Origin of the sequence: Providencia sp. PROV267 (assembly GCF_028477825.1) — a bacterium.
In the GTDB taxonomy this organism is placed as follows: Bacteria; Pseudomonadota; Gammaproteobacteria; order Enterobacterales; family Enterobacteriaceae; genus Providencia; species Providencia stuartii.
In genome coordinates, this window is the sequence record NZ_JAMPLX010000026.1 from 1 (window position 1) to 12,285 (window position 12,285).

At 40.3% G+C, this 12,285-nt stretch carries 12 protein-coding genes and 5 pseudogenes; 2 read left to right on the forward strand and 15 right to left on the reverse strand.

Annotation, left to right across the window (positions count from 1 at the left end; translation table 11 throughout):
- Positions 1-199 (reverse strand): annotated as a pseudogene (locus tag PR709_RS16815) (hypothetical protein); the annotation flags it as partial.
- A 151-nt stretch (positions 200-350) separates the two neighbouring features.
- On the opposite strand from PR709_RS16815, the gene PR709_RS19630 reads away from it, so the two are divergent.
- Entirely contained in the window at positions 351-530 is a 180-nt protein-coding gene (locus PR709_RS19630; protein WP_071599680.1) for a hypothetical protein, read from the forward strand.
- 89 nt (positions 531-619) lie between these two features.
- Here the strand turns inward: PR709_RS19630 and PR709_RS16825 are convergent, their stop codons facing one another.
- The 9 genes and pseudogenes from PR709_RS16825 to PR709_RS16865 all read right to left on the reverse strand — a co-directional run bounded on the left by PR709_RS16825 (position 620) and on the right by PR709_RS16865 (position 7,002).
- Positions 620-1,183: a hypothetical protein gene (locus PR709_RS16825; protein WP_004925033.1), complete on the reverse strand. Its 564-nt coding sequence runs from the start codon at positions 1,181-1,183 to the stop codon at positions 620-622.
- Complete coding sequence (locus PR709_RS16830; RefSeq protein WP_004925031.1) at positions 1,180-1,527, reverse strand: AHH domain-containing protein; 348 nt, start codon at positions 1,525-1,527, stop codon at positions 1,180-1,182. Before PR709_RS16830 ends, PR709_RS16825 begins: the two co-directional genes overlap by 4 nt.
- A gap of 84 nt (positions 1,528-1,611) precedes the next feature.
- Positions 1,612-1,728, reverse strand: a pseudogene (locus tag PR709_RS19635) (RHS repeat-associated core domain-containing protein); the annotation flags it as partial.
- Between the two features lie 146 nt (positions 1,729-1,874).
- Entirely contained in the window at positions 1,875-2,591 is a 717-nt protein-coding gene (locus tag PR709_RS16840) for a barstar family protein (RefSeq protein WP_004925027.1), read from the reverse strand.
- Positions 2,592-2,933: 342 nt separating this feature from the next.
- Positions 2,934-3,170 (reverse strand): annotated as a pseudogene (locus tag PR709_RS16845) (RHS repeat-associated core domain-containing protein); the annotation flags it as partial.
- Positions 3,171-3,212: 42 nt separating this feature from the next.
- Positions 3,213-4,295: pseudogene (locus PR709_RS16850) on the reverse strand (IS3 family transposase).
- Positions 4,296-4,451: 156 nt separating this feature from the next.
- Positions 4,452-5,354: pseudogene (locus PR709_RS16855) on the reverse strand (IS256 family transposase).
- Between the two features lie 72 nt (positions 5,355-5,426).
- Positions 5,427-6,014, reverse strand: a complete 588-nt coding sequence (locus PR709_RS16860; protein WP_230085186.1) for a DUF6630 family protein — start codon at positions 6,012-6,014, stop codon at positions 5,427-5,429.
- 373 nt (positions 6,015-6,387) lie between these two features.
- Complete coding sequence (locus PR709_RS16865; RefSeq protein ID WP_004925011.1) at positions 6,388-7,002, reverse strand: LysE family translocator; 615 nt, start codon at positions 7,000-7,002, stop codon at positions 6,388-6,390.
- Positions 7,003-7,171: 169 nt separating this feature from the next.
- On the opposite strand from PR709_RS16865, the gene folA reads away from it, so the two are divergent.
- Positions 7,172-7,675, forward strand: a complete 504-nt coding sequence (gene folA / locus PR709_RS16870) for a type 3 dihydrofolate reductase (protein WP_004925009.1) — start codon at positions 7,172-7,174, stop codon at positions 7,673-7,675.
- Positions 7,676-7,857: 182 nt separating this feature from the next.
- On the opposite strand, the gene apaH is transcribed toward folA, so the two are convergent.
- From apaH to surA, 5 genes are read right to left on the reverse strand one after another with little or no spacing between them, the layout of a single operon-like run.
- A complete protein-coding gene (gene apaH, locus PR709_RS16875) occupies positions 7,858-8,685 on the reverse strand; it encodes a bis(5'-nucleosyl)-tetraphosphatase (symmetrical) ApaH (protein WP_150376403.1) in 828 nt (275 codons plus the stop codon).
- A 2-nt stretch (positions 8,686-8,687) separates the two neighbouring features.
- Positions 8,688-9,065, reverse strand: a complete 378-nt coding sequence (gene apaG / locus PR709_RS16880) for a Co2+/Mg2+ efflux protein ApaG (protein ID WP_004924999.1) — start codon at positions 9,063-9,065, stop codon at positions 8,688-8,690.
- Positions 9,066-9,084: 19 nt separating this feature from the next.
- On the reverse strand, positions 9,085-9,894 hold the full coding sequence (rsmA, locus tag PR709_RS16885; RefSeq protein ID WP_014657655.1) for a 16S rRNA (adenine(1518)-N(6)/adenine(1519)-N(6))-dimethyltransferase RsmA: 810 nt from the start codon (positions 9,892-9,894) through the stop codon (positions 9,085-9,087).
- Positions 9,891-10,886 (reverse strand): 4-hydroxythreonine-4-phosphate dehydrogenase PdxA, encoded by a 996-nt coding sequence (gene pdxA, locus PR709_RS16890; protein WP_036944132.1) that lies wholly within the window; start codon positions 10,884-10,886, stop codon positions 9,891-9,893. Before pdxA ends, rsmA begins: the two co-directional genes overlap by 4 nt.
- A complete protein-coding gene (surA, locus tag PR709_RS16895) occupies positions 10,867-12,186 on the reverse strand; it encodes a peptidylprolyl isomerase SurA (protein ID WP_004924993.1) in 1,320 nt (439 codons plus the stop codon). The genes pdxA and surA overlap by 20 nt, the downstream gene beginning before the upstream one ends.
- Between the last annotated feature and the right edge of the window lie 99 nt (positions 12,187-12,285).

Below are 12,285 nucleotides of genomic sequence, written 5' to 3' on the forward strand. Positions count from 1 at the left end.
GCCAGCGCGCGATCGGCACTTGACGCACGGTCACTTGGTTCTGACTATACCCATATTCCGTGCGGTATTCCGTGTTATCAGGCGACTCTGTCATTCTGGTAAAGTCGGTTTCACGAATAATACAGTGGGCCAGTTTTGATTGGTCGAAAGTCAATAAAAAGTGGGGTAGTTTTCGATGAGCATTGACAACCGTAATCAACGAATAAAGCGTTGACTATAGCTAGTGCGCATTCTAAGTCAGGCGGCACCGTAAATAACATCCTGAAAACAGAACGATTCTACACGGTCGGCTATGCGCCGAAGGGCAAAAACAACACCCACCGCCCGCCATTAACCTTAAAGGTCAGTGGCTGAAAGAGGCAGTTTTTGAGACCGGCTTCTCCTTTACCGTTAAGATTTTAAACGGCTGTTGGGTATTAATACCGGACTATGAGGATATCCGGGCAATAAAGCAGCAAAATCAGGCGCAACAAGCTCAGATTGCCGCATTTAAGTGGAAAATTAAGGCGCTGTTCGGGGGAGTGATCTAACGACAATTTACTTGCTTTGGTGTAATATTTGTAGCTAAAACGGGTAATTACACGAGCTTGTAATTTAAATCATAAGTTCGTCAATATCTTTACGATAATTCTACTTCTACTGAAAAATCGAAAGCAGTTAAACCGGCATCTTCTACTCTTTGTTTAAACTTATCCGTAACAAAAACCCGACTAATATCTTCGTCAATAGTAAATAGATACTCATCTGTAATGTTACTTTTAATGAGGACTGGCTTCTCAATCATTAATCCATTGGGATATTCCCGATAAACAGAATTCTTTCTGTCAAAACATTCTGAAAGCGGATTGGTTGGATAATAGCCAACGAATTTTTTCCGTTTGCTCTCAGTTTTAACTGGTAATATTTGCCCCCTTGAACTCAGAATATCAGATAAGGATACTAATGCACCCTCACTAAAAACCATAAATGGAGATAGAGCGCTGCTAAAGTCAAATTGATAATTTTTCTTACCAAAATCATTAGCCCTTAGTTCTAGAACTATATTGGTATATGTGTTGTTAAATTTTTGCCATTTTTGTCCCATTGCTCTTGCTATTATGCTTTCTTCTCTCGCAGGATAATCTTGGATAAAAGAGCAGTAATTCATTGCATCGGATTTTAAATAATATATTTTATTACTCATAATATTTTGTACCAACTCGCATCTCGACTTGAAGAAGAAAGAATGTTACGGATGTTTGATAATTCATCTAAAACACCTTGTTTTCCACCAGTTAGGTCTGCCTGAATTATTCGTTCATTAACCGCATCGATGTAGTTATTCGGATGTCTACCGTTATGTTTAATACCAGACAGCGACTCATCAATGTTATTTTTATTAGGCAAGAAAACCCCATTACTAGCATCATCAATATCAATGCCATGTTTTTTTAGAATATCCCTCGCTGGTTTCACTCCTTTAGATGTATCCCCTACTATGTGGTGAGCGGCTGAGTTTGCAGGTCTAGGAGTACCAACTGAAACCATATTTCTCGATAGTTTAATCGCACACTGTCCCCACGGATCCACCCATGTCAGCGGATTTGGCGCATACTGATACAGATTTAACCCGCCTGCTAACCCTATCGGGTCTTGCTGGGTAAAGCGGCCTAAATCCGGGGCGTAGTACCTGAAAGTATTATAGTGCAGACCGGTCTCTTTGTCGAAATATTGCCCTTGGAAACGCAGGTTTTGTTCACTGTTAAACTCACTGGTAGGGTGGGCCTGACGCTGTAAATTCCCCCAAACACCCTATTGGCCTTAGCTAAAAATTATATATTCAATACTATAACATATGGTTTAATATTAATATCGTTAAGTTAGTAGTCATTAACCTAATGTAACTCAACACAAAAGCCATGTTTACTGAATATATCCGTTAAAATTGAAATATAGCTTTCTGAATATTTTTTTATGTTTTTGGTAGTGTCGATATTTTTTATCAATATATTACTATTAAGGAAGGTTATTTTTTTTCCATTACTTTTTATATTTATTAGACTATCGTCTAGTGCGTCTAAATTGCTGCCAATATAACCTTTCCATCCAAAAAATGCCTCACCCAGTAAGCAATATAAACTTGGTATGTCAGATATATGAGTACAGTCAATTACAATGTTTTTTTTGATATCATTGTACTTAATGCCGCTCTGTTCTAAGCATAGCTCTAACCATATTTTTTTATATTCAATTGACATGTCTCTCCAATTAATATTGGTATCATTCAAATTCCATAATGAAAGGAGTCTAGAATAATTATTAATATATCTAGAGTTAGTAATACTATCAAGTGATGAAAGTAATATACAATTGTTTTGATTTCTATTAAATTTAGCTGAATCAATGATATCAAATGAAGCTAAATATTCATATCCATGTGGTTTGGCGATGCTTAAATTTGTTAAGCTATCAATCTTAAAGTTCTGATTTGAGCAATTTATCCATATATCTTTCAAAAAAACCATATAGAAATGTTCTACTTTGATTATTTTTATCAAATCCACATGTCCAATTTCTACGTTATTTGATTCTAATTTTAGCTTAAATGGCATACTAAATCCTTATACATTGGTTCTATTCAATTAACACTTAATGTTACCCATCGGTTTCCAGTCTGAATGAATTTTTTGATAATGATCTAAGGTATATCCATACTTTAGAATAAGGAATACCCATAGAATTCACACCATTGAGTTGTAAAACCCGATGATTGTTGTCAAGTCTAGGTACTTCATATTCTATAGCGCCTTACCATTTTAGGTATTCTTTTCCTTGATATATTTTAGGATTACCTTTGGTATCTAAACGAGGAACACCGCCTCCACTTTTTATACATCTAATGCGGCATTAAATAAGTCTTGTATTTTCTTAGAGTAATTAGGTTGCTTGTTCTTCGCCCAACCCCACGGGTCCACCCATGTCAGTGGATTCGGTGCATACTGGTACAGATTTAACCCACCCGCTAACCCTATCGGGTCTTGCTGGGTAAAGCGGCCTAAATCCGGGGCGTAGTACCTGAAGGTATTATAGTGCAGGCCGGTTTCTTTGTCGAAATATTGCCCTTGAAAACGCAGGTTTTGTTCACTGTTAAACTCACCGGTAGGGCGGGTCTGACGCTGTAAATTCCCCCAAACACCCTATTGGCCTTGCCAAACGATATTGTCCACTCCCCATTAATTAAGACACTGCAATTTAGAGTTTTCTAACTGTTTACGATATACCTCTGGAGGGGGGATTTAAGCTTTCGTGCGTTTGATTTTGGTTATAATCTTGTTGCCAAAACCACACCATTTCACGTACTTGGCTTAATGACTCAAATAAATATGCATTTAAAAATTCACTGCGGAATGAGCCATTAAAACGTTCGATAAAGCCATTTTGTTGTGGCTTACTGGGTTGAATATGACATAGCTCAATCTGATTATTTGTACAATAATTCAATAGGTTGGTTGAAATAAGCTCAGGTCCATTATCCACGCGTATTTGTTTCGGCACTCCTATGTCGACTTTTAAGCGTTCAAGCACTCTAATAACCCGTTCAGCTGGCAACGATGTATCCACTTCAATCGCCAAACATTCACGTGTTCCCTCATCAATAATATTCAATATTCTGAAACGATTACCACAATATAAACTGTCATGTACAAAATCCAATGCCCATTGAACATTCGGGACTTCTTCAATCACTAAGGGGCTTTTTTCTCGTTTCAGCAGTATTTTTTAACTCGCCGTTTCAGGTTTAACCCCAAACGGCGATAAACTCGTTTATGATTAAAGGGATAGCCTTGAAATCTTAGCCGAAAATAGTATTTCCAAAACCCTGATTGTGGCGATTTAGCTAAAACTGATTGAATAGCATCAATCACTGCACGATCTCTTTCACGCCAATTTAGCTGTCGGCGATAAAATGTTGCCCGAGGTAATGATGTTAATTTACAAGCTTTAATGGCTGATAAACCTGCCTCTTTTAAAGCCTGAGTACAGGACTTCTTTTCCGCCACTACCAATCCTTTTTTGCAAAAAGCGTCTTCATCGTATGATTTTCAAGGCTAACTTCTGCAAACATTTTTTTAAGCTTGGCATTTTCCTCTTCAAGCTCTTTTAATCTTTTAACATCATTAGCTTCCATACCACCATTATAATAAGTAATATTACTGATCGCCATTTTGGCGACAAATATCTTCCACTTTCATCCCTGAATCAGCGAGTTTTAAGATATTAACGATTTGAGTCTCAGTAAAACGAACTTTTTTCATCATGACCTCTGCAAATTTTAGAGCAGAAAATCTAATTATAGCTGTCTTATTTTAGGGGAAGTGGACGAATGGCATTCGTGGTATAAATGGTTTTGCGGATATCATCAGGGTAAGCAAAAAACGTATTTACGTTTTCCCAATGCGCATACCAACTTTTCAACTTTTGCTAATTTGCGGGTATTTTTTGTTCCATATTAAAGCGAATTTTTCCAATGCTATCAATGCAGAAGCCTCTGTTGCGGCACGATAGATGGTTTTCAGCCCCGCAGTCACAGCCTTGTAGTCTTTCCAAGAAACGTAGCGCACCATATGAATGATGCACAGCTGGATTTGTGTTTGAGGATAAACGCTATTTATCGCATCAGTAAAGCCTTTTAAACCGTCAACGCTGGCAATCAAAATGTCTTGAACACCGCGATTTTTAAGCTTAGTGAGCACCGACAACCAAAATTTAGCGCCTTCATTTTCGGCCATCCACATGCCCAAAAGTTCTTTATGTCCTTCAGTATTGATGGCTCATGCAAGAAAAACAGACTTATTGATAACTCTGCCATCGTGACGCACTTTGACAACAATACAGTCAAGATAGACGATGGGATACTGCGATTAGAGAGGCCGATTTTGCCACTCTTGAACTTGCTCTTTAACAGCATCGGTGACTTTTGAAATCAGCGTCGTACATTTCCTTGAATGTAGCGACGATTTCACGGGGGGCATTCCTTTTGCATAAAAGGATAAAATTTGACTGTCCATCTGAGTAATGCGAGTTTGACTTTTCGTAATCAACTGAGGCTCAAAACTGCCTTCACGGTCACGTGGCGTGTTCAATTCAAAATCACCATCGTCCGTGAGTAATGTTTTAGATGAATAGCCGTTACGCATGTTAATACCTGTTTTGGTACTATTTTTCTCATGACCTAGGTGCTCGGTTAGTTCAGCATTTAATGCTGTTTCAACCGTCAATTTAGTCAGCATGCGAGTGAACTGATTAAGATCAGCTTCGGTCTTAATCCCTTTTGCAAATTCTGCTGCAAGGGCTTTTAGTTTTTTCTCGCCCATAATATGCCTGCTTTGTTGTTGGATTTAACCTATCAAAAGCAGGCAAATACACAATTTAAATTACAGTCTCATTTAGTTCGGAATAAAATCCATAAACATTTCAGTTTCTATGACCGAATTATTCTCGATACTTGCAATAAAGATAGGGTATGAATCATAATCCACATGTAGCACCCACATTTTATAGCCATACTTTTCAATAAAATCTTGTAAGAGGCTAAACTTTTCTGCGAAGTAATCCGTACTGCTTTCAAACTCTTCATTCTCTAATTCACTGTTATCAACATGCTCTTTAAGCGTTTTGAACAGCTGTTCTTTTTCAAGGGTAGGATCAAATCGGGAGATCCGCTGAGACAAAAAGGTGATTAACTGATCATCATCATCTTCACCACGCCAATCAATAGCGACAACGATATTATGACTGTGACAGAAGATATCAAACAGTAGTTGTAACCTATCGTCATCATCTTCATCAAACACAGCTTCTAAATCCGAATAGTTTGAATATTTTTCATCTTCTAAAACATCATCGGGATGATGAATAGCTTTTTGCAAAAGTGAATTCCACTCAGCGAGTTCGGAAGGCGGTAATATGGAAGAGGCAAGAGTACTGATTTGTTCCATTTCATCTTCATCAAAAAGAGTCGTATTTTGTTCCATGATCATAAGGCCCATGTTTAATTTTATTTATCTATTAAAGTTAAATTATACAATTTGATGAAAAGGCTGAACAAGATTATTCTTGTTTTTGGTTTTAGTTAAGTCGATGCTTTTTACTGATGATAATGAAAAGTATGAGTTAAATAATTAAGTAATTCGATAGGGGAATTAATTAACTGTAGGAGGAGATCAGATCTTTCAATCTTAGAGTTAGGGTTTAAAGCTATTTGTGAATATTTTTATATTAGCTATCGTTAAATAAGCGTGATTAATAGGGAGTTTTTAACAATAGGCGAGCATGGTTTAAAAACCATTTATGTATTTCCCCCAGACATTAAACAATCATGGCTGAGGGATTTTTTTATTCATCTGATTAACTGAGTGCAACTCGAACCCCGAAAGCAATAAGTACAACGCCAAGCACTTTATCGACATATTTTTGTACTTTAGCTAACCCTTTTCTTACAGGAGCACTCTGGATCAAACACACCAGCAGTGGCCAGTAAATAGCAGCAAGCCCCCAAATGATAAAGGCGATCCACAGCTTTTCACCAAACGTCGAATCAACACTTAAAACTTGAGTAAAAACAGCAAGAAAGAACAATGTTGCTTTAGGGTTTAAAACATTACAAAGGAAACCTTGCATAAATGCTTTTTTGAAAGTGACGATTTCGTGTTGTGTATTGTTGAGGTCTAGGTTTTGTCCTTTATTTGGCATCAAACTTTTAACACCAATCCAAATCAGATAAGCCGCTCCTGCGTATTTTAATACGTTAAATAACCAAGGTGTGGTGGTGATAAGAACCGCAAGCCCAGCGACACAATAAGTCATATGTAGGGCAACCGCACAAATGACGCCCATTGCAGTCATGAGCGCTGCTGAACGCTGATAGCGCGCTGAGTTTTTAACGATAAGAAAAAAGTCTGGCCCGGGGGAAAGCATGCCTAATGTGGCGATAGTGGCAATTAAAAGGGAGGTCTCGTACATTTGCACTCTCGATATTGATTTTATTTTTAATGTTATTTTTAGTCGGCTTTATCACTAACTGAGTATAAATTAATAATCACTTTTTAAGGAAGATTAAATTTAGTCGACGAAGCATTTCTGTTTACGTATAGTGAGCACAAATTTGTATATTAGCCTCTAAGGTGACTCAATGAATATTAGTTTAATCGCAGCGATGGCGATTGATCAGGTTATCGGCATGGAAAAAGCGATGCCTTGGCATTTACCCGGTGATCTTGCTTGGTTTAAACGTAATACGTTAAATAAGCCAGTCATAATGGGTCGAGTGACTTACGAATCAATTGGTCGTCCGCTTCCACAGCGCGTCAACATTGTATTAAGTAGTAAGCCGGGTTCGGATAAAAATGTTATCTGGGTCTCCTCCGTAGAAGAAGCATTGGCGGCGGCTAAGCAAACCAAGACAGGCTCTGACGATGACGAAGTCATTGTGATTGGAGGCGGAAAAGTTTACCAACAGTTTTTACCTCTGGCGAATAAGCTGTATTTAACTCACGTGGATGCAGAAGTGATTGGCGACACTCATTTCCCAATTTACGAGCCAGATGAGTGGGATTCTATTTTCACCGAGTACCATGAGGCGGATGAGAACAATTCACATGGTTATTGTTTTGAGATTTTAACCAAAAGAATTTAATAGCGTCGTAATTTTAAAAACGGAGCGTATTGCTCCGTTTTTGCTTATTAATATATGAAAGTAGCGAATTAAATCACTATTCAAAAATAAATCTAATGAATTTATTACCACTATTCAGTTTAAATTAAAAAGAATAGCTTTTAAGTTATGTCTATTTAAGGGAAATAAACATAACTTAATGATTAATCTTTACGGCGTTTTTGGTGTGATTTTTGGTGGTAATACTGTTTTGCTTCCCAATGGAACAGCGTCAATTCTCCCCCCCAGCAACAACCAGTATCTAGCCCATACACATTTTCTGGCGTATGTTTCCCTTCCAAAGACGCCCAATGACCAAAAAAGATAGAATAGCCTTCAGGGAGTTTATTGGGCAGTGCAAACCAAGGTTTAAGGGGAGAAGGGGCTTTGGCTGGACTTTCCTTACAAATCATCTCCAGTTGACCATGAGGGAAACAGTAGCGCATCCGTGTTAATGCATTTGTACTAAAGCGTAAACGCGGTAGCCCCATTAAATTCTCAGACCAATTATTTGGCATGTCGCCATACATAGAATCAATGAATAGCGGATAAGCATCGCTTGATAAAACCGATTCTACTTCCCGTGCGCACATGCGTGCTGTCGGCAGATCCCACTGTGGTGTGATCCCAGCGTGAGCCATGATGATCTTTTTCTCTTCATCGACCTGTAGCAGCGGTTGGCGGCGTAACCAATTGATTAATTCATCAGCGTCGGGCGCATTGAGTAGCTCATCGAGATGATCTTTCGGTTTATTCCGGCTGATTTTGCAGTAAATACCTAATAAGTGCAGATCGTGGTTACCTAGCACTATGCGTACGGAATCACCGAGGCTTTTGACATAGCGAAGGACCTGTAATGAGTCAGGCCCTCGGGCAACCAGATCGCCAGTGAGCCACAAAGTATCTTTTTGCGGCTCAAAATTCACTTGTTCGAGTAATGCACGCAATTCGCGATAGCAGCCGTGTACATCACCAATAAGATATGTCGACATAATTAATTAATCAAAGTAGGTAAAGCAAGGCGGAATGGAGGAATATCCACATGAATGTGTTCTCCTCGGCTGTTTAACATGACGTAATAACCTTCCATTGTACCCATGGGAGTTTCTAATATTGCTCCACTGGTATAACGATATACCGCACCGGGCTGGATGATTGGTTGTTCACCGACAACGCCTTCGCCTTGAACTTCAGTTTTATGACCATCACTGTTAGTAATGAGCCAATAGCGGCTCATTAACTGTAGTGGCTCTCGGCCTAAGTTACGGATAGATATGGTATAGGCAAATACATATCGTCCTATTTCAGGTTGAGACTGGCTGACGATATAGACACTCTGTACTTGGATGCTAACATTAGGTTCGTTAAGCATAGTGCCTCCTTTTCGATACTTATTCAGACAAACTTGCTAGGTAGTTCGCCATTTTGCAATAAGCTTCAACGGAAATATTTTCAGCGCGAGTACCGGGATCAATGCCTAGCTCTGTGAGCTGCTCAACATTGAGTAAATCCCCCAAACTATTGCGGATCGTCTTACGACGCTGGTTAAATGCTTGTGTGGTAATACGACTGAGCATTTTAATATCTTTCAGCGGGTAAGGGTTCTCGCGATGAGGTATAAGCCTAACAACCGCAGAATCAACTTTTGGTGGCGGTGCAAAGGCCGTTGGTGGCACTTCTAACACCGGAACAACTTGGCAGTAATATTGCGCCATAACGCTTAAACGGCCGTAGGCTTTACTCCCAGGACCTGCAACTAGGCGGTTTACAACCTCTTTTTGCAGCATAAAGTTCATGTCAGCAATAGAGTTTGTAAAGGTAAATAGGTGGAACATTAGCGGGGTCGAGATATTATAAGGCAGGTTACCAAAAACACGTAAAGGTTGCCCTGCCTGCTTCGCTAATTCACCGAAATCCACTGTCATGGCATCTTGCTGGATAATTGTAAGCTTATCTTTTAACTGTGGGTGAACATGCAAGCGCGCAGCGAGATCACGGTCTAGCTCAACAACCGTCATCTTATCCATTCTACTACCAACAGGTTCAGTCAGTGCGCCAAGACCGGGGCCAATCTCGACGATAGCTTGCCCTGGTTGTGGATGTATTGCATCTACAATACTGTCGATAATAAATTGGTCAGTTAAAAAGTTCTGCCCGAAACGTTTGCGGGCAAGATGCCCCTGATGGACTCGATTATTCATGAATTCTTATATGTCATTTGGATAGCTAACTTCAATGCGGTAATAAAGCTGCCCGCATCGGCACGACCCGTACCTGCTAACTCTAGCGCAGTGCCATGGTCAACAGAAGTACGAATGAAAGGCAGACCCAGCGTAATGTTCACGGCTCTACCAAAACCTTGGTATTTTAACACAGGAAGACCCTGATCGTGATACATTGCGAGTACGGCATCCGCATCTTCTAAATATTTAGGCTGAAATAGGGTATCAGCGGGCAGCGGCCCGATGAGATTCATACCTTCAGCACGAAGACTCTCAAGTGTTGGGATAATGGTTTCTATCTCTTCCATTCCCATATGTCCTCCTTCACCCGCGTGCGGGTTTAGGCCACAGACATAGATATTTGGTGTATCAATCGCAAATTTTGTACGTAAATCGTGATTTAAGATTGTAATCACTTCCCGCAGACTTTGTTGAGTGATTGCCGCTGAAACATCTTTTAAGGGTAAGTGGGTCGTGGCGAGAGCCACACGTAACTCTTCTGTGGCTAACATCATCACCACACGGTGACAATGGCTCCTATCGGCAAAAAATTCAGTATGCCCGCTAAATGGAACCCCCGCATCATTAATCACCCCTTTGTGGACAGGGCCAGTCACAATGGCAGAAAATTCTCCACTTAGGCAACCATCACAGGCCCTTGCTAATGTTTCAGTAACATACTTCCCATTGGCAATGTTTAGCACACCGGCTTGCGCTGGTGCTTTCAAATTGACGGGAAGGATAGACAGAGTTCCCGGTACTTGGGCGTCATGTTCATTACCTGATTGATAGTTTTTTAATGACAGTGGCAGGTTGAGTTGTTTGGCTCGAGCGAGTAGTAATTCAGGATCAGCACACGCAACAAGCTCAACAGGCCAAAACTCTTGGGCAAGTTGAATAAGTAGATCTGGGCCTACCCCGGCAGGCTCGCCGGGGGTTATTACGATTGGTTTATTGAGATTTTTCGTCATTAGATTGGTTATCACGTCCATCGATGACATTAACATATGCCGCCGCACGTTGCTCCTGTACCCAACTTTGTGCTTCTTCGTTGAATTTACGATTGAACAATAAACGGTAGGCTTGATCTTTTTGTGCCGCATCTGTTTTATCAACATTGCGGGTATCTTCTAGCTGAATAAGGTGCCAGCCAAAGTTTGAGCGAACAGGTTGACTGATTTCGCCTTTATTAAGTCTCATCAAGGCATCACGGAAAGCGGGATCGTATACATCTGGCATATTCCAGCCTAACTCACCGCCTTTAAGCGCACTGCCCGGATCTTCAGAGAACTCTTTTGCCGCATTTTCAAATGTGGTCTTGCCGCTACGAATATCCTGTGTGATCTGAGTGAGCTTTTGTCTCGCTTGGTTATCATCCATAATTGGTGATGACTTAATAAGGATATGGCGAGCTTTCACTTCGGTGACTGAAATGGTTTTATTGGCGCTGTTCATTTCGTTAACGCGCAAAATGTGGTAGCCAACACCAGAACGAATAGGGCCTACAACATCGCCTTTCTTCGCACTTTTCAACTGTTCAGCGAAAACAACTGGTAGCTCTTGTAGGCGAGACCATCCCATATTACCGCCTTTCAGTGCTTGTGGATCTGCGGAGTAAGCAATAGCCAGTTTGCCGAAGTTGGTGCCTTTTTTGATCTCATCCATGATCTTAGCAACAATCGCATCTGCTTTTTGTAATTGCTCTTGAGTTGGGTTTTCAGGTAATGGAATGAGAATATGACTTAGGTTAACGCTCGCTTCATAGTCTGCTTGGCTGCTGATCTGTTTTGCGAGAGACTCAACTTCTTGGGGTAAAATAGTCACGCGACGGCGTACTTCGTTATTACGCACTTCAGCGATCAGCATCTCTTTACGGATCTCACTACGGTATTTTGCCATATCAATACCATCCGCTTTTAGACGTGCTTGCATCTGCTCAAAAGTTAAACCATTTTGGCGAGCAATATCCGCAATTGTGGCATTAACGGCTTCTTCAGGGATATTGATTTGCATCTGATTTGCCATCTGTAACATGATGTTATCAGTGATCAAACGCTCAAGGATCTGGTGACGAAGAGTCTCATCATCTGGAATTTGTTGGCCAGCATTGCGTGCGTTCAGTTTTACTGTGTTTAACATATTCTGGACGTCACTTTCCAGCACAACTCCGTTATTGACTACAGCAGCAACTTTATCCATTTGCTGTGGTGCAGCCAATGCTGTGGAGCTTGCAAACATCAGTCCCAGAATAAGCGTTTTCCAATTCTTCATAATGGTCCTATCTATTGATTTAGGTTCCGCCAGAGGCAGGTTAATCGTTTTATTTATGCGACACTGCTTACTATTTGGCGAGCAGATAACTCGCCTTAT

Bases quoted from the DNA above. Each gene is read 5' to 3' on its own strand.
- surA (WP_004924993.1), bottom strand. From the start codon at position 12,186: ATGAAGAATTGGAAAACGCTTATTCTGGGACTGATGTTTGCAAGCTCC.
- apaG (WP_004924999.1), bottom strand. From the start codon at position 9,065: ATGCTTAACGAACCTAATGTTAGCATCCAAGTACAGAGTGTCTATATC.
- apaH (WP_150376403.1), bottom strand. From the start codon at position 8,685: ATGTCGACATATCTTATTGGTGATGTACACGGCTGCTATCGCGAATTG.
- pdxA (WP_036944132.1), bottom strand. From the start codon at position 10,886: ATGACGAAAAATCTCAATAAACCAATCGTAATAACCCCCGGCGAGCCT.
- PR709_RS16865 (WP_004925011.1), bottom strand. From the start codon at position 7,002: ATGTACGAGACCTCCCTTTTAATTGCCACTATCGCCACATTAGGCATG.
- rsmA (WP_014657655.1), bottom strand. From the start codon at position 9,894: ATGAATAATCGAGTCCATCAGGGGCATCTTGCCCGCAAACGTTTCGGG.
- PR709_RS16840 (WP_004925027.1), bottom strand. From the start codon at position 2,591: ATGCCATTTAAGCTAAAATTAGAATCAAATAACGTAGAAATTGGACAT.
- PR709_RS16860 (WP_230085186.1), bottom strand. From the start codon at position 6,014: ATGGAACAAAATACGACTCTTTTTGATGAAGATGAAATGGAACAAATC.
- folA (WP_004925009.1), top strand. From the start codon at position 7,172: ATGAATATTAGTTTAATCGCAGCGATGGCGATTGATCAGGTTATCGGC.
- PR709_RS16830 (WP_004925031.1), bottom strand. From the start codon at position 1,527: ATGGTTTCAGTTGGTACTCCTAGACCTGCAAACTCAGCCGCTCACCAC.
- PR709_RS16825 (WP_004925033.1), bottom strand. From the start codon at position 1,183: ATGAGTAATAAAATATATTATTTAAAATCCGATGCAATGAATTACTGC.